The organism is Pseudoalteromonas sp. Z1A2, from assembly GCF_011378755.1.
Classification (GTDB): Bacteria; Pseudomonadota; Gammaproteobacteria; order Enterobacterales; family Alteromonadaceae; genus Pseudoalteromonas; species Pseudoalteromonas distincta.
The window spans coordinates 36745-54113 of sequence record NZ_WTKX01000024.1 but is presented as its reverse complement, the minus strand read 5'-3'; the positions used below and the strand labels follow the sequence as shown (position 1 = coordinate 54113).

Below are 17369 nucleotides of genomic sequence, written 5' to 3'. Positions count from 1 at the left end.
TAATTGGTTAACATTAAAAAATGCCACAGGTTCAAAATCCTGTGGCATTTTTATTTAATACCGATAAAAAAAGAAAGGCTACATATTTAGTTGTTAAGAAACTAACCGCAACACTTTTTATATTTTTTGCCGCTACCACATACACAAGGTGCGTTACGCTCTGGTACTTTATCAAATACTTGTGGTGTGGATTTACTAAGCGCAAAGTCTAGTTCGCGAATATCTTCTGGTACGTCTGCTTTAACTTCAATTGAAGCAAACAGCGAATGCTCTTCTAGTATGGCTTCTATTTCTGATTGTCGTTCAGCTGAGTTTACAATTAGCGTGAGCGGGTGTGACTCTGTGCCTGGCTTTGCAGTACGTTTTGGTGCAAATCCATTACTGTTATTTTTACCCATTATGTCGGGCTTACCCATAAAGAAAAATTTTGACATGTTACTTCTATAACCTTTCTACATTATTAAGACGGCGCATCTTAACAGCTTACCCAACATATAACTAAGGTGTACTTGCTAATGCACAATATAAATCAAGCTTTAGCGTATATACGCCTAATATAGCGACATAATGAGGACATTTAATGGATTTAGGCAAAATTTGAATTCGAAATATAGTAAAATTATACTAGCTAGACTCAGTGGCGTTTTAATATCTAACTCAATATTATGGAAAAGCCTTGGAAAACTTTAAAATTGCACTTCTAATAGCGGGCAGCCTTTTTATACTTTTTGGTTATTTACGCTTTATAACTGATGAAAATGGTAACGTGAACTTAAACAACTACCGATTTACAGGAGGCTTATTGCTGGTAGTTTCCGGCATGGTTGATGGTACACGCGATATAGCTAAACGCCTGCGCTCTAAAAACGCATTATCGGCGATTGCAATTTATTTAGGTATACTCTTATTTTATATTGGCTTTAGCATTTAATAGCGAAACATTAAGCGCTAATTTGGGCTTTATACAAGCAACATTTTATAAGTGAATACCCTTTGACCTTTAAGCAACTCTTCAACAGCGCCTTATTACTCTTAGTAACAGCACCTCCGCTGGTTTTACTTGCATGGGATGAACAAGCCGACCCCGCTTTTATCCCCAACAGTATATATAACACCTTAACATTTACGTTATTTCCAATAACGGCGATAGTGTTGTCGGTTGTTTTATTAAGGCACCTATATAAAAAATACAATAATAACTTTGAATTTAAACATACAGTTAAAAATTATATTGCTGAGCATGGGAAGTTCCGCAGCGCATTTATACCACTGTTTTTGCCCATTTTAATTTACTTATGGTTATGGACGTCAGTTTGTATTTCTGTGAAATTATGGGCCAATAAACACAGCAATAATATATGGCAGCAAGAGCATCAATTACTCGAGGTAGGTAGTTGCCCAAATGATTATGAGTACAGTTGTGCAACGCTAACTGTGCTTAGTTTACAGAACTACAGAAAATACACTTTTAGATGGTATTTAGATAAGAATAAATTGGTGACTTTGCAAAATAACAATATAAATTTAGTGGGCGTTACAAGCCCACTTGGCAATATAGTACAAGAAATACAGTGGTAGTAGAATACCACTTAGCTGCAGATTATTTTTTTAAGCTAAGGGTACGCCCCGAGCTAGGTTTTGACTGTGACGACTTGTTCTCTTTAATACTTTTTGGCTTACCAACATACGTGGTAGAACGCTTTTGATAAGGTGCTTTACTGCGCTCATTTTTGCGCTCGCCATTAGCATTACTGCGATCAGAGTTGCGACTTGAATTTCGCTCAGTACTACGCTCGCCACTTTGTTCGCCTTTATTAAAACGGCGAGGATTTTCACCCTGAAAATCACGCTTTTTAGGAATCGACGGCGTATTATTTTCTGATTGTTTATTAGCATCAAGCGAATGTTCTTGAGTTTTACCTGAGTCAGAAATCGAGTCGTTTATTTGCGCCATTTCAGTATCAGATAAATGACGCCACTGCCCTACCTTTAAACCTTTTAGTGTTACGTTCATTATACGAGTGCGCTTTAACGTCACCACTTCGTAACCTAAATATTCACACATACGGCGTATTTGGCGGTTTAAACCTTGTGTAAGTACTATTTTAAATTCTTTAGGGGCCGTTTGTGTCACTTTACACTTTTTAGTCACGGTATCTAAAATAGGCACACCATTGGCCATTTTTGTAACAAACTGACGATTAAGCGGTTTATCAACCGTAACAACATATTCTTTTTCGTGGTTATTACCCGCACGCAAAATTTTATTAACGATGTCACCTTCGTTAGTTAAAAATATAAGCCCTTCAGAAGGTCTATCTAAACGCCCTATTGGAAATATACGCGTAGGATAATTTACCGCGCGAATAATATTACTTTGAATTTTACTTTCGGTAGTACACGTAATACCAACGGGTTTATTGTAAGCAATATAAACGCGCTTTGGTGTGGCTTTAAGTGGCTTGCCATCAACCAATACAACATCGGTAGCAGCAACTTTTACGCCCATTTCAGGCGAGTAGCCATTAACGCTGACACGACCTTGCTCAATATATTTATCGGCTTCGCGGCGTGAACAAAATCCTGTTTCACTAATAAATTTATTTAAACGTTTTAATTCGGTCATGGCACTTATAGCGTAGTAATTTTTAAGGCGAGTAGTGTAAACCACCCACACTATTTTTTCGCCCCTAATTTAAAATTTATAGGTGTTTAAGCATTAATTTTTGCTTTCGTTAATTTACGCCATACAAATTCAAGCGGGCCTTGGTTAAAATAACGGCTGTATATAAAGGTAAATATGAGCTGCAGTGCAACTAATGCCGTTGCAACTAACCAGTAGTCAATACGATCAAAATTGAGCACCCAGTGTGTAAATAGCACTTTATATAACAACAGTTGTATGAGTGTTTGGCTAATATATAAAGTAAATGCTAAGCGCCCCGCTTGTTGAATAAGCTTGCCAACATGTGCGCTGTTATTGCAAAATTTAACAATTAAATGAATATACAGCGTAGCCATACCTAGCGCCGCAAACATATTTATAAATTCTTGCACCCCATATCCTAAGCTGCCATTAAGCTGTGATGCATAAAGCCTGATTCCACAAAAAACAAGGGTCATTGCACCGCAAACTATTAATTGCTGAGTCGTTAAGCCTTTACTAAAAACGTCTTGTTTATATAAATAAATGCCAATGAGCATAAGGCCCACGCACATCCACATTGTCATTATTGGCACCATAACAAGCATTAACGTGTTCATAGCAAGGTTACTAATAAAGTAATCAATATAGTGTGGGTTATATAATTCAATAAACTGTGCTGTATCGCGGTAAATTATTTCATCGGGTACGCTAGATATAACAAGTAAGGTAACCACAGCCGACAACAAGGTAAATGCAAGCCCTCTTTTTAAAAGTACATTGCTATCACTTTCTAAATATTTAATAACAAACCAGCCAGATACACCGTAAACAAATAAAATATCACCGGCCCAAAGTAAAAAACCATGCGCTAAACCAAAGAGGATTAACCAATAGAGCCTGCTTTTTATTTGCACTTCAGACTTGTAACGTTGCCACTGAATGTAAAGCCCAGCACCAAAAAGCAAACTAAACAGCGTTCTAAAACGCCCGTCTACAAACACGCTGCTAAGGGTGTGAATAATTGAGTCGCTAACAGGAGGATTAGTTAAGGAGGAATACCCATATTCAAAAATGCCGAAGGCGTAAGCATTCATGTAAACGAGGCCAAGCACGGCAACGCCGCGAATAAAGTCCATATTATAATTGCGCATTAAAGCTATTATCCGTTAAATATTATTCTTATAACTGTCAGCCCAATCGACTGACTGCTGGTAAAGTGGAGGTAGTATAGCACTGTCTATATTCAACAAAAGTACAGCTTGTTCAAGTGCCCACCAGCTTCCTGTTTCATATGCTTTAACAACGTTTAAAATATAATAAAGTGTGTTTTTGTCCCCTAATAATGCCGTTTTTATTTCATCAGGGAAAGGTAGCTTTTCAACAAGCAAGCTCATTGGTTGATCAAGGATTGCATCTAGTAACGAGAATAACCCTGTTAAAAATGCTTCGCCTGACTGACTTTTATTAACCTTTTTTGCCACCAGCTCACAAAAGCGAGCACGTACAACACATACTTGCATTAGCTCTGCTGGCTTTTTACCCGCTGTATGAGCAGTAACAATAAGGCTCACAAACTTTTTCAGGCGTTCGTGTCCTAAATACACAAGCGCTTGCTTTAATGACGATATTTGGCTTTGTATAGGAAACACACCGCTGTTTATTAATCTCAGTAACTTATATGCGAGTGCAGCATCTAGCTCAAACAGGCTTGCGATGGTTTTAATGTCAGGGCTTTGCTTCATTATTTCGGCGTAAATAGCGACGACTAAACCATAATTATAATCAATGTCGTTTTGCTTGATCATGGTAGGCTTTGCAAAAAAATAGCCTTGAAAATAATCAAACCCCATATCAAAGGCAAGCTCATAGTCTTCTTGTGTTTCTATTTTTTCGGCTAGTATTTTTATTTGTTTATGCGCTTGTAACTTAGTAACTATGGGCTGTATTTCGCTAAGAGGTGTAATTGCAATATCAAATTTAATGAGCTTCACAAGCTTTAAAAAACGATCCCATTGTGGTTTATATACAAAGTCATCGAGCGCGAGTTTGTAGTTACTATGAAATAAACCTCGGCATAGCTCATAGTTATCGTCGGTAGGTTCTATGGTTTCGAGCAGCTCAATCACAACGTCTTGACATGGTAAGAAAGCACATAAATCGAGTTTTAGTGATTCTGGTCCTATATTAATAAGCGCTTTTTTGCCTGATGTAATATGGCGTGTACCTAAATTTAATTGATTTTCCATAATAAGCCTTGCTGTTGCTTGGCCTTCTGCAATATCTGGAAAATAATTTTTTGGACTATCACGAAAAAGTAGCTCATAGGCTACTACTTTTTTACTTCGATTGAATATTGCTTGCCTTGCAACAAATACAGACACATTACCTACTTCTTAGCTTTTATATAATACTAAGTAATTAAACCCTAAGCAGGTAGATTTGTCACTAAACTTTAAAGTACAGAAACGATTTACCGGTATAAGGTTGTTATATAATCAGTTGCCACTTGTGGCCACGAAAAACGCATTTGCTCTGCGCTGTGCTTAATTTTATGCCATCTTTTAGGATTTTGCTTTTTAATTAAGAGAGTTTCGTCTAAACAGCTAATTAAATTACGCGTTTGCGTTGCCAACGTGTCTCCATTAAAGCTAAAACCATTTTCGTGGTGTTTAACAGTATCTTTTAATCCGCCAACACTGTGTACTAAACACGGTTGCCCCGCTCGCATTGCTAGCATTTGGCTAATACCACACGGTTCAAACGAGCTTGGCATTAAAAATAAGTCACCTAATTGATACATTAAATCGCCAACACCTTGCCCATACCCCTTTAAAAATAAAAGATTGGAATTACGCGCCATTGCTTTGGTAAATATGCTTTCGAGCTCTTTGTCACCCGAGCCGAGAATAATAAGTCTGCCGTTATGTTCATTAATTAATTGGCACACTTTATCAATAGCTAAAACCCCATTAACCTGCTGGCACAATAGCAACACTTTTTGCTCAGTAAGACGGCCAACGCTTGTAACTAATGGACCGTTATTAACCGTTGCTTTAAATTGTTGTAGTCGTTGGTGGGCAATAAAGTAACCACTTTGTAACTGCTCGTAATTGGTCATCCAACCAAACAAAGTACTCTCAGCTTGGCTATAAAAATCAGCGAGAGTTGCTCCTTCAAGTGCATTGCTTGGATATTCGCAGCCATTTAAAATACCAACAAGCTTGCCTTGGCTTGCTGCATTTTGCAGATCTTGCTCAAGCCCTTCGCCACCAAAAAAACCATGTTCGTAATTACTAGGTTCAAGAACCTCTTGGCTATAAGTTGGCGATACAACATGTATTTTATCGCATAGATTTATTGCACTGCGCATGGGATTAAAACAATGAGGGTAACGCGGGTCGCATAATTGCTGGCCATTATAACTAAGTGATGGAAACCACGCCTCTAAGCTTGAATCATCATGTTTGAAAGGCCTAATACCTTGCAGTGCAATATTATGCACTGTGAAGGCAATGGGTAAGGTATTAAGTGAGCTATAACGTGGCTCAAACTTAAGTAAAACTGCAACGCAGGCACTGTGCCAATCATGTAAATGCAGCGCTGTAGGGCGCTTTAATACACCTTGTAATAACGCTTCGCAGACGGCTGCGTTAAATAGAGCAAATTTAGTCGCATCAGTTGCAAAAGGCCTCCCCGGTGCATCATTACAATATACACTGCCTGATTCACTAAATAACGGGTGGCTAATAACAATTTGGCTTACATTATTTTCGGCTTGTTGTACTTTAAAAATGGTTAATACATGGGGTTGAGCATTAAATGCAACGGTTACTTCACCTATATAAATACGCTCAAGCGGCTCAAACCCGTAGTCAGGAATAACAATATCAACCGTTATACCTTGCTTTGCGAGAGCCTTAGGTGCATCGCGTACTACATCTGCCACACCGCCTACTTTTGCGCCTGGTAACGCGTCATTTTCTGCTGCAACCATTAATACATGCATTAATTTATTATTTCCTTTAAACCTGTGTGAGCTTGCTCACAAATGAGCAAGCTATGTTGTCGTGCTTATCTAACTTGTTGTTACGCTAGCTTTTTATTTTCTCGCGCTTGGCGTTCTAACTTTTTTGCAAGCTCAGTGAGCATATCACGTGTAACAAGAACGATACCTTTTTTAGATACCCTAAAGCCGTTTTCTTCATCTGTTTTTTTGTCAAAACCGATTTCAAGACCTGCAGGTATTTCACAGCTTCTATCTATTATTGCGCGTTTAATTTTACAACCTCGGTTTATAACTGCACCGGGTAAAATTACCGACTGCTCAATGGTACAAAATGAGCGAACGTGGACATTAGAAAACAATAGGGATTTTCTAACCGCAGAGCCCGAAATAATACACCCACCCGAGACTGTTGAGTCTAAAGCCATACCACGTCTATCTTCATCATCAAAAATAAACTTAGCAGGTGGTAGTTGCTCTTGATAAGTCCATATTGGCCACGTTGGATCGTATAAATCAAGTTGTGGTTCTGGCATTACCAGTTCCATATTAGCTTCCCAGAACGAATCAAGCGTACCTACATCTCGCCAATAAGGTTGCCCTTCTTGGTTTGGATCTCTAAATGGGAAGGCAAACACATTATGCTCTTCTATAATCGCTGGAATAATATCGTGACCAAAATCGCGTCCAGAGCCTTCATTTTCAGAATCTTTTTTAAGTTGCTCAAACAAAAATTCAGTATTAAAAATGTAGTTCCCCATTGATGCTAAACATGTACCTGGCTTGCCGGGTACGGAGCTCGGCATTGCTGGTTTTTCATCAAAACGACACACTCTATTTTCTTCATCAACGGTCATTACACCAAACGTGTCTGCGGCTTCCTCTACTGGGACTTCAATACAACACACAGTCATATCTGCGCCTTTTTGCACATGTTCAGCCAATAAAGCACCATAGTCCATACGGTACACATGATCTCCAGACAAAATCATCACATATTTAGGAAGCTCGTGACGAATAATATCTATGTTTTGAAAAACAGCATCTGCGGTTCCACAATACCAATCATCACCTTGGCGCTGAGATGCAGGTAGTATTTCAACCGACTCTCCTAGCTCTTTTTTAAAGTGCCCCCATGCGCGATTAACATGGCGTATTAATGAATGTGATTTATATTGTGTAGCAATACCAACACGTCTCACACCCGAGTTAATGCAGTTTGATAGTGGAAAATCGATAATTCGATGTTTACCACCAAAGTAAACTGCTGGCTTTGCTCGCCAATCGGTTAACTCATGCAGGCGAGAACCGCGACCGCCTGCCAGTATTAACGCGTAAGTTTCTCTGGTTAGGCTACTTATGTAGCGATTTGCATAATTAGGCATAATACTCTCTCCATTTAGTCTAGGCTGTTAGTGGCATGGCTTTTAGTTGTCGTTAAGTCTGTTTCACTAATATTGAGGGGTTCTAAATGCCAAATATCTTCACTGTATTGGCTTATGGTTCTGTCACTTGAAAACATACCACTGGCTGCTGTATTTAAAATACTCATTTGTGTCCAGTAGGTCTGATCTGCGTAAGCTTTATCAACTTCTTTTTGAGCTGCTACATAACTTTCAAAATCGTGAGCAACAAGCCATGGATCGTGCGGGCTCTTAATTGCATTTGTTATGTCGTCAAATAAGCATGGCTCAAATAAATTAAAATGCCCGCTCTCGAGTAATTGCATCACATTCTTTAAATCGCTATTTTGCGATATTAAATGCTCTGGATTATAACGTGATTTAATATCGTCAATTTCGTGCGCTTGTGCGCCAAACAAAAAGAAGTTATCAGCACCAACAGCATCTCTAATTTCAATGTTTGCGCCATCCAGCGTGCCTATTGTCAATGCACCATTCATCATAAATTTCATGTTGCCAGTACCAGACGCTTCTTTGCCTGCGGTAGATACTTGCTCTGAGAGATCAGTTGCAGGACAAATAACTTCCATTGCGGTTACGTTGTAATTAGGCAAAAAGGCGACGCGTAAATATGGCGCAGCTTGAGGGTCTTTATTTATAACCTCTGCCACGTTATTAATAAGCTTAATAATTTTTTTAGCCATGTAATAACCCGGCGCTGCTTTACCACCTAATAGAACACAACGAGGAACAAGCCCTTGGGTATCCCCACGGCGAATACGGTCATATAAATGAATCACATGAAGTATGTTTAATAGCTGACGTTTGTATTCGTGGATACGTTTTACTTGTACGTCAAACATCATTGATACATCAAAATCGATATCGCAGCGCGCCTTAACTAAATCAACTAAACGTTGTTTGTTTTCACGTTTAGCATTTTGCCACTGCTCATGAAATGCCTTGTCGTCATAAAAACGACGTAGGTCACTAATTTTTGAAAAGTTTTTAACCCAATCATGGCCAATTTTTTCACCAATTAATTCACTTAATACTGGATTACAATGCGCAAGCCATCGACGAGGTGTTACACCATTTGTTTTGTTATTAAACTTATCTGGCCACAGTGCATAAAATTCTTTAAATAATCCCGCTTTTAACAGTTCAGTATGAAGTGCTGCTACGCCATTTACAGAGTAACTACCTACAATAGCTAAATAAGCCATACGAATTTGCGGCTCATCACCCTCTTCAATCAGTGACAATGCACGTTGCTTTTCAACATCTCCCGGCCATTGCTGTGCAACTTGTGCTAAAAAGCGTGCATTTATCTCGTAAACTATTTCTAAAATGCGTGGCAATAATTTTGAAAACAACGAAACAGACCATTTTTCAAGCGCTTCAGGAAGTAGCGTATGATTTGTATAAGCCATTGTTTTAGTTGTAATTTCCCAAGCGTCGTTCCAATTTAATTCGTAATCATCAATTAAAATACGCATTAGCTCCGCAACAGCAATACTTGGATGCGTGTCATTTAACTGAAAAACATGAAAATCAGCAAAGTCACTAAAGCTCTCGCCATGTTGGGAAACCCATTGGTCTACTACGTCTTGAATACTCGCCGATGATAAAAAGTATTGTTGGCGTAACCTAAGCTCCTTACCATTTTCGCTGCTGTCATTTGGATACAGCACCATGGTGATCTGTTCGGCTAGATTTTTTTGTGCGACGGCTTCTGAATAACTGCCCGCATTAAATTCGGTTAAATTAAATTCATCTGTTGCCTCTGATTTCCACAGACGAAGTGTATTTACGATATTGTTTTTATACCCAGGGACAGGGACATCGTACGGTACAGCTAATACATCTTGTGAGCCCATCCATTGACGGTGCTCTCTGCCAAATTTATCTGTGTAACTTTGCACATAGCCACCAAACTTCACATGTTTTGCATGCTCTGGTGCGCTTAGCTCCCATGGATGCCCTTCACGTAGCCAGTTATCTGGTTGCTCAATTTGGTTACCATCTTTAATCGATTGATTAAACATGCCGTATTCGTATCGTAGGCCATAGCCAATAACAGGCAACGCTAAACTAGCACAGCTATCTAAAAAGCAGGCTGCAAGGCGCCCTAGCCCACCATTTCCTAGGCCAGCGTCGTGCTCGGCGTCTTCAATTGTTTCTATTGTTGTGCAGTACTCTTGTAGTGCTGAGCTTACTTGTTCATCTAAATCTAGATTTAAAACAGCATTACCTAGCGCACGCCCCATCAAAAACTCAAGAGAAAGGTAAGCCGTTTTGCGGCGTTTCTCTTGCTTAACTTGTTGATTCGTTTCTCTGCAGCGGGCCACAAGTCTGTCGCGAATAGTAAGCGCTAATGCGTGATACAAATAATGCTGCGATTCACCCACCTTATCTCGGCCGAGGGTATAATAAAAATGCCGTGTTAAGTCATCTTTAAGCGTACTTTCATCAATAACGGGCCCTTCTTGCCAGCTCTTTACTACACACACTTGATCACTTTGTTTAACCATGACTAACATCCTCTAAATTGGCACTAAAAACCCAACTACTTTGTGCTGAAATTTCAACCATCGCATCTTCATTACTGCTCACAGATGCATTATGTACACTTGATAGAATCATTTGCCACGGCGCATTAATTGGCGATGGGGGCATTTGACAAAAAATTGTTTTTTCACTGGCATTAAATACAATCAGCAATGCATGATTGTTTTGCTTATCAAGTAAGCTATACATTAAAAACTGCCTGGTATCTTCATGCCAGTGAGCATCAGTCATGGTTTTACCTTGTTCGGTAAACCACTTAACGGTAAAACGCTCGTCTATATCATCTAAAAATACACTGTGTTTAAACGCACTGTGCGCACGTCTAATTTTTAATGCATCATCAATAAATCGTGTTAACGAATGATTAAGTTGAGAATCTTTCCAGGCAAGCCAACTAGTGCGATTATTTTGGCAATAAGCATTGTTATTCCCCCCTTGCGAGTGCGCCATTTCGCTACCAGCAGCAATCATGGGAACACCTTTTGAGAGAATTAAAGTAAGTAAAAAGTTCTTTTGTTGCTGTAAGCGCAGTGCGTTTATTTTAGAGTCGCTGGTAAAACCTTCTACCCCACAGTTAAACGAATGATTTGCACTGTGCCCATCTCGATTTTGCTCGCCATTAGCTTCGTTATGTTTATGCTCATAACTCACTAAATCAGCAAGGGTAAAACCATCATGACTCGTTATAAAATTAATACTATTGAGCGGCCCACGTTGGCTGTGCTCAAAAATATCAAACGATCCATGCAAACGTTTTGCAACGCTTGCAATAATGCCTGTTTCACTTTGCCAAAAACGTCTAATTACATCGCGATATTGATCGTTCCATTCTCGCCATGGCGGCGGAAATGCACCAAGCTGATAACCACCTGGGCCTATATCCCAAGGCTCACTTATTAACTTAACTTTGTTAAGCACAGGGTCTTGGGCAACTACTTGTAAAAAAGTATGTGCGGAGCTAAAGCCTGCTTTTGAGCGGCCTAAAATGGTCGCTAAATCAAACCTAAAACCATCAACTCCCATTACTTCAACCCAATAACGAAGGCTATCAAGTACAAGTTGCAGTGTTTTAGGGTGGTCAATATTTATGGTATTACCACAGCCGGTATCGTTTATATATACGTCAGGCTGCCCCTCTACTGTGCGGTAATAGGCTAAGTTATCAAAGCCTCTAAGCGATAGTATAGGGCCATCCGCCCCTGCTTCAGCTGTATGGTTGTAAACAACATCTAATATGACTTCTATGTCTGCAGCATGGAGCTCTTGAACCATTTGCTTAAACTCGTTTATATCATCGTTTACCAAATAGTCTTTATGGGGCGTAAAAAAGTTAAGCGTGTTGTATCCCCAGTAGTTTTGCAAACCTTTCCCTGTTAAAAATTGCTCACTAATAAAAGAATGAACAGGCAAAAGCTCAACGGCTGTAACACCAAAGCTTTGTAAGTGTTCAATAAAGCTTGGGTGGCTTAACCCTAAAAACTTCCCTTGTAGAGATTTGGGAATTTTAGGATGACGACACGTTGTACCTTTTACATGACACTCATAAATAACCGTGTTTGACCAACGGTGGTTAGGCTTTTTATGCCTATACAACGTAGGAGCCGCTACTTTTGATTTAGGTATATCAATCGCATTATTTACAGTGCTTTTAGTACCGATGGGCATTTGCCCGTAATGGCGTTCACTCCAAGTAAACTCACCAAACAAGTCTTTTGCATATGGGTCTATCAGCAGCTTATTTTCGTTAAACAGTTGACCATTTTTAGGGTTATATTCACCCTCAACTCTAAAACCATAAAGCGCACCGGCGTTTAATGGCGAAATATGAATACTCCAAATACCCCCTTCGTTGATATTCATCGCCATTTTTAGTATTTCTGAATGGCCACTTTTATCAAACAGGCATACATAAGCTTGGCTCGCCCCAGGCGCATAAAGCGCAAAGTTGACCCCATTATCAATAACACTAGAGCCAAGTGGTTCTACATTACCGGGTGCTACATCAAATCGGTTACTCATCATCAACCTTTTGTAAATAAATAGTAGTTAAGCCACCAATGGCAATTGAAATACTGTGTTTAAAACCATGATTTGATTCGTTTATTGCCTGAACTATCAGCGAAGAATCTCTAGTTACCTCAACGCCAGAGCCAAAAAACTGAGTATCGTCTGTATTTACAATGACCTTGTAACGCCCTTTACTCGGTACGCCAATAACGTAGTTTTCATAGGACGCGGGGGTAAAATTAGCAATAACAACCACAAAGTTTTTTGCGTTTTTAGCATAGCGAACAAAGCTTAAAATGCTCTGCTGATTATTATTGTTATCTATCCAGGTAAAACCAGCCGCGCTCGAATCTAGCTCATACAACGCGGGTTGGGTTTTATAAACGGTATTGAGCGCTTTTACGGTGTGCTTTATACCGCTGTGGCTTTGGTGCTCAAGTAAATGCCAATCGATAGAATGATCGTGCCCCCACTCTTTTCGCTGTGCAATTTCACCGCCCATAAATAAGAGTTTTTTACCCGGGTGTGCCCACATAAATGCGTAATAAGCGCGTAAATTTGCAAATTTTTGCCAATCATCGCCTGGCATTTTTTCAATTAACGAGCCTTTACCATGTACTACCTCATCGTGGCTTAATGGCAATATATAGTTTTCGCTAAACGCGTATACCATCGAAAAAGTCATTTCATGATGATGATGCTGACGATATAAAGGGTCGTGCTGCATGTAATGCAAACTATCGTTCATCCAACCCATGTTCCACTTATAACCAAAGCCTAAACCGTTGTGCTCAACACTTTGGGTGACACCCGGCCATGCTGTCGACTCCTCAGCAACCATCATAATGCCTGGGTTGTTTTTATAGCTGCGCATATTGACTTGCTTTAGGCACTCAATTGCACCTAAGTTTTCACGCCCGCCGTAACAATTAGCAACCCACTCGCCTTCTTTTCGGCTGTAATCTAAATACAACATAGAAGCTACGGCATCTACACGCAGGCCATCTAAACCAAATTGATGTAGCCAATACATAGCATTTGATATTAAAAAGCTTTTAACTTCAGGACGGTCGTAGTTATAAATGTAGGTATTCCAATCAGGATGAAACCCTTGGCGCTTATCAGCATGCTCATATAAATGGGTGCCATCAAATCGATGTAAGCCATGCGGATCGCTTGGAAAATGCCCTGGTACCCAATCAAGCAAAATACCTAAATTAGCTTTGTGGCACTGCTCTACAAAGTATTTAAAGCTGTTGTAGTCGCCAAAGCGGCTGGTAGGTGCAAATAATCCAACAGGCTGATACCCCCACGAACCATCAAACGGGTATTCACTTATTGGCATAAGTTGCAGGTGAGTAAAATTCATTTCAAGAGCGTAGCTAACGAGTTTATCGGCAAGCTCTGTGTAACTTAAATAGCGGTTGTTTTCAGCCCGTTGCCATGAGCCTAAATGCACTTCATAAATACTAATTGGTGCATCTATATGGTTACGCTTTTGTCTGTTTTGAAGTGCCTGCTCGCCAAGCTTTATAGGTTCTGGTTTATACTGCAGTACACTTGCAGTGCCAGGTGCTTGTTGCATTTTAAATGCATAAGGGTCGGCTTTTTCGAGCACCTCTCCACTTTGCGCGGTAATTGCAAATTTGTAGCACATGTCAGCTTTAAGGCCTGGTACAAATAACTCCCATACACCACTTGCAGGATGAAAGCGCATAAAGTGGCGATTCGCTTGCCAAAAGTTAAACTCACCAATAATAGAGACACTTGCCGCATTAGGCGCCCATACACAAAAACGTACACCGTCTACGTTTTGTTGAGTACTAAAATGTGCACCAAAATGCGAGTAAGCATGTTCAAGACTGCCTTCGTTAAATAAATACATTGCCTCTGCATCAAGTGTGCTTTGGAAACTGTATTCATCATAAAAGGTAACGCTGCTATCTGTGTACTGAGCAATGCATTCATATGGCGCAGTGGGCAAAGCATCAACTTTGGCTATAAATAAGTCACTTTGCTGGTAGCGTTTCGCCTTAATACTTTTATTATTTAATGTAACACTTACGCTTATTGCACAAGGTAGATAAAAACGAATTTCAACCTCAGCATCCGTTTTATGTGCCCCTAAGAAGCTAAATGGGTCTTTAAATCGCCCTATATTTAATGCGTGTACTTGTGCATCGTAACTATTTTCATTAGTTGTACTGCTCATTTAACCTTTCCTTATTGAATCGATAGCAGCTAAAAGTGAGGCATTTTTGGTAAAAATTTCTTCACTGGTATGCGTTAATACACGTCGCCAATTAGGATATTCTTTATCTGTCCCGGGGATATTAACCGGATACTTTTGCTCATCTAAGTCATCTATTTGTATTGCAAATAAACGCGATTGAGAGCCTGCTAAACACAATGCAAGTGCGCTATAAACAGTCACAGCTTCACTATGTAATAAAAGCTCAGTTGTATTGCCATGGTGATTAATAAAACGTAGTAACCTTTGTTGCTCTTCTATTCGCTGTTGCTTTAGTTGCTCGTATTCATTGCAAGTTATAAGCTTATATTGTTGCTTAATATCTAAATCATCATGTTGCCACCAGCCTGTAAATGGAGGGACATCGTGATTGGCTATCATTAACAAACAATGTTTTGCTAGCTCATCTACCGATAAAAACTCTCCACTGTGTTGTTTCTCAAAATAAAATAAGCTGTTGGAAAAAATACCGCTAGATGCCAAAGCTTCCCTAACCTCTGGCGGTACGATGCCTAAATCTTCACCAATAACAATACTCTGATTAATATGCGATTCAATTTTTAAAATGGCAAGTAAATGCTCAAACGGATAGTAAACATAACAGCCGTCTTGTTCGCCATTGCTTTCAAAGCACCACCATAGGCGCCTAATAGCCATTACGTGGTCAATTCGAAGCCCACCTACGTTTTGCATGTTTGCGCGAATGAGCGAGCGGTAAAATTGGTAGTGATTATTACTAAGGCTTTGGGGATTGAGGGCTGGGAGGCCCCAATTTTGACCTGCTTCAGCCCATGGATCGGGTGGAGCGCCTACACTTGCACCTTGGCTAAACAGCGATTGCTGGTTTTTAAATTCAGCCCCATCGCCAGCACAACCAACAGCTAAGTCGTTTATTAAGCCAATAGCCATGCCTCTCTCTGCGCAACTTTTTTGACACAGTGCAAGTTGCATATGCGCTTGCCATTGCAGGTAATAAGCAAATGTTAGGTTATCTGATTCGAGGGTATTTAACGTAGTAGAGTGAGCATTACAAAAATCAGTAAACGCTTGGCGACGCTCATCACTTGCCGTTAATTCAAACTGATTATAAAGCGCTTCAAATAACGTATACTTTATACGGCTTACATTTTCATAATCTATAAACTGATCATTACTTTTAATAAGTGCAGCGACATCATCTAGCTGCATAATGGCGTCAAGGTTTTCGTTATTTATTGCGTCTTCGCTTAGTACGATAGAAATATAAAGAGGATTTAATAAAGCGCGACTATTAGGGCTATAAGGACTGGCTCGCTCTGGCATATCAGCAAATAACAAATGCAGTGGATTAAGTAATATATAATCCATGTTATGGGAGCTGCATAGTTTTGTAAGCGCTAATAAATCGTCAAAGTCGCCAATACCAAAATTCGCTCTATTTTTTAATGTGTAAAGCTGAATAGATAATCCAGTGCGCTTTGTGTCTCCCACTTGATAGACTTGCTCAGGCACGCACCAAATTTGTGTAATAGCGTGTTGCTCACCTACCTGAACATTAGCGTCATGATAGCCAATTGGCATATTACCAATGGGTAGTGCCAGCTCAATATAGCGAACGCCATGCAAGTAATATTCACCAGTGACAGCCAAGTTATAAAGGTTATCAAATGCTAAATGCATTCCAAGTGAAGGGACATCGATATTAGCGGCTAAATATTGCTGACGTTCATCTATACGAAGCTTTAACAAACATGCAGTTTGCTCAACTAAACTCACACAAGGTACTAAATCAAGCCAAAGCGATGCATCTAAATCATAAGTTAGTTGAGCTATTCCTGCTTTATTATTTGTATCAACACCACAACATTGCAAAGCACGTTTACGCGTTTCTTCGCTAAAAAATACCTGTTCACCTGTATACTTAGTGAATTCAAAGCCAATACCATGCAGGTAAAACAACTGCGAAAGAGCATCCATTGAATCGCCTTAATTAGTGCGTTGAGTATTTACTATGCTGTTTTCTGTGCCAAATGTATTGCCGATATAACCGTCAGCTTGATGGTCGTTATCCCAAATGTCTCCATTAATCAGATAACGAAAGTGAAATTGTTGATCGATAGGTAAGCGTTGCTTAAATTTAAACACACCTTGTTTTTTATAAAGCTTCATTGGCACTGGTTTCCAATCATTAAATTCACCTAATAAGCAAACTTCTTCTGCCTCTGGATGAGAAAATTCAAAAGTAACTTCAGCTTCATCTTTTGTTTTAAAAAAACGTTTATTCAACATAGCAGGCTCCAACTAAACCAAAAAGGGTACTTAATCTTTGCCACAGGCCATACAACTAAACAAAAAGGCGATGTGGTAACCATCTAAAAATCATTAAACGTGTTATTAGTTAAACAAAACTTTATTTACGCTTTATTACAGTGCAAATAATATTTCAATGACACCAAAAAGGTGCATTAACCTTATATACAATACGCTTTAAATGATACTTAACATACA

General features: G+C 39.5%; 13 protein-coding genes. 2 read left to right on the top strand and 11 right to left on the bottom strand.

Features of this window, described 5'->3' with window-relative positions; translation table 11 throughout:
• Positions 1–101: 101 nt before the first annotated feature.
• Positions 102–434 (bottom strand): PBPRA1643 family SWIM/SEC-C metal-binding motif protein, encoded by a 333-nt coding sequence (locus GQR47_RS15740; protein ID WP_165724058.1) that lies wholly within the window; start codon positions 432–434, stop codon positions 102–104.
• A 242-nt stretch (positions 435–676) separates the two neighbouring features.
• Between GQR47_RS15740 and GQR47_RS15735 the strand changes: the two genes are divergently transcribed.
• Together GQR47_RS15735 and GQR47_RS15730 are read left to right on the top strand one after the other, a co-directional pair.
• Positions 677–931, top strand: a complete 255-nt coding sequence (locus tag GQR47_RS15735; RefSeq protein ID WP_165724056.1) for a MetJ regulator of methionine regulon — start codon at positions 677–679, stop codon at positions 929–931.
• 62 nt (positions 932–993) lie between these two features.
• Positions 994–1578, top strand: coding sequence for a hypothetical protein (locus GQR47_RS15730; protein ID WP_165724054.1), 585 nt, complete (start codon positions 994–996; stop codon positions 1576–1578).
• Positions 1579–1600: 22 nt separating this feature from the next.
• Here GQR47_RS15730 and rluF read toward each other — a convergent pair whose 3' ends face one another.
• From rluF to GQR47_RS15680, 10 genes are all read right to left on the bottom strand, one after another.
• On the bottom strand, positions 1601–2626 hold the full coding sequence (gene rluF, locus GQR47_RS15725; protein ID WP_165724052.1) for a 23S rRNA pseudouridine(2604) synthase RluF: 1026 nt from the start codon (positions 2624–2626) through the stop codon (positions 1601–1603).
• An 86-nt stretch (positions 2627–2712) separates the two neighbouring features.
• Positions 2713–3783, bottom strand: coding sequence for a DUF418 domain-containing protein (locus GQR47_RS15720; RefSeq protein WP_165724078.1), 1071 nt, complete (start codon positions 3781–3783; stop codon positions 2713–2715).
• A 30-nt stretch (positions 3784–3813) separates the two neighbouring features.
• Complete coding sequence (locus GQR47_RS15715) at positions 3814–5028, bottom strand: HDOD domain-containing protein (protein ID WP_149603661.1); 1215 nt, start codon at positions 5026–5028, stop codon at positions 3814–3816.
• 89 nt (positions 5029–5117) lie between these two features.
• A complete protein-coding gene (locus GQR47_RS15710) occupies positions 5118–6653 on the bottom strand; it encodes a glycogen/starch synthase (protein WP_165724050.1) in 1536 nt (511 codons plus the stop codon).
• A gap of 80 nt (positions 6654–6733) precedes the next feature.
• On the bottom strand, positions 6734–8035 hold the full coding sequence (gene glgC / locus GQR47_RS15705) for a glucose-1-phosphate adenylyltransferase (protein WP_002958601.1): 1302 nt from the start codon (positions 8033–8035) through the stop codon (positions 6734–6736).
• A 14-nt stretch (positions 8036–8049) separates the two neighbouring features.
• Positions 8050–10587, bottom strand: a complete 2538-nt coding sequence (locus GQR47_RS15700) for a glycogen/starch/alpha-glucan phosphorylase (protein ID WP_165724048.1) — start codon at positions 10585–10587, stop codon at positions 8050–8052.
• On the bottom strand, positions 10580–12643 hold the full coding sequence (gene glgX, locus GQR47_RS15695) for a glycogen debranching protein GlgX (RefSeq protein ID WP_165724047.1): 2064 nt from the start codon (positions 12641–12643) through the stop codon (positions 10580–10582). Before glgX ends, GQR47_RS15700 begins: the two co-directional genes overlap by 8 nt.
• Positions 12636–14843, bottom strand: coding sequence for a 1,4-alpha-glucan branching protein GlgB (gene glgB, locus GQR47_RS15690; protein ID WP_165724045.1), 2208 nt, complete (start codon positions 14841–14843; stop codon positions 12636–12638). The genes glgX and glgB overlap by 8 nt, the downstream gene beginning before the upstream one ends.
• Positions 14844–16838, bottom strand: coding sequence for a 4-alpha-glucanotransferase (gene malQ, locus GQR47_RS15685; RefSeq protein WP_165724043.1), 1995 nt, complete (start codon positions 16836–16838; stop codon positions 14844–14846).
• A 9-nt stretch (positions 16839–16847) separates the two neighbouring features.
• Positions 16848–17150 (bottom strand): isoamylase early set domain-containing protein, encoded by a 303-nt coding sequence (locus GQR47_RS15680; protein ID WP_024595450.1) that lies wholly within the window; start codon positions 17148–17150, stop codon positions 16848–16850.
• Positions 17151–17369 lie beyond the last annotated feature (219 nt).

Coding starts and splice junctions, on each gene's coding strand:
- GQR47_RS15710 (WP_165724050.1), bottom strand. CDS start 6,653: ATGCATGTATTAATGGTTGCAGCAGAAAATGACGCGTTACCAGGCGCA.
- GQR47_RS15680 (WP_024595450.1), bottom strand. CDS start 17,150: ATGTTGAATAAACGTTTTTTTAAAACAAAAGATGAAGCTGAAGTTACT.
- glgB (WP_165724045.1), bottom strand. CDS start 14,843: ATGAGCAGTACAACTAATGAAAATAGTTACGATGCACAAGTACACGCA.
- malQ (WP_165724043.1), bottom strand. CDS start 16,838: ATGGATGCTCTTTCGCAGTTGTTTTACCTGCATGGTATTGGCTTTGAA.
- GQR47_RS15720 (WP_165724078.1), bottom strand. CDS start 3,783: ATGGACTTTATTCGCGGCGTTGCCGTGCTTGGCCTCGTTTACATGAAT.
- glgX (WP_165724047.1), bottom strand. CDS start 12,643: ATGAGTAACCGATTTGATGTAGCACCCGGTAATGTAGAACCACTTGGC.
- GQR47_RS15740 (WP_165724058.1), bottom strand. CDS start 434: ATGTCAAAATTTTTCTTTATGGGTAAGCCCGACATAATGGGTAAAAAT.
- rluF (WP_165724052.1), bottom strand. CDS start 2,626: ATGACCGAATTAAAACGTTTAAATAAATTTATTAGTGAAACAGGATTT.
- GQR47_RS15700 (WP_165724048.1), bottom strand. CDS start 10,587: ATGGTTAAACAAAGTGATCAAGTGTGTGTAGTAAAGAGCTGGCAAGAA.
- glgC (WP_002958601.1), bottom strand. CDS start 8,035: ATGCCTAATTATGCAAATCGCTACATAAGTAGCCTAACCAGAGAAACT.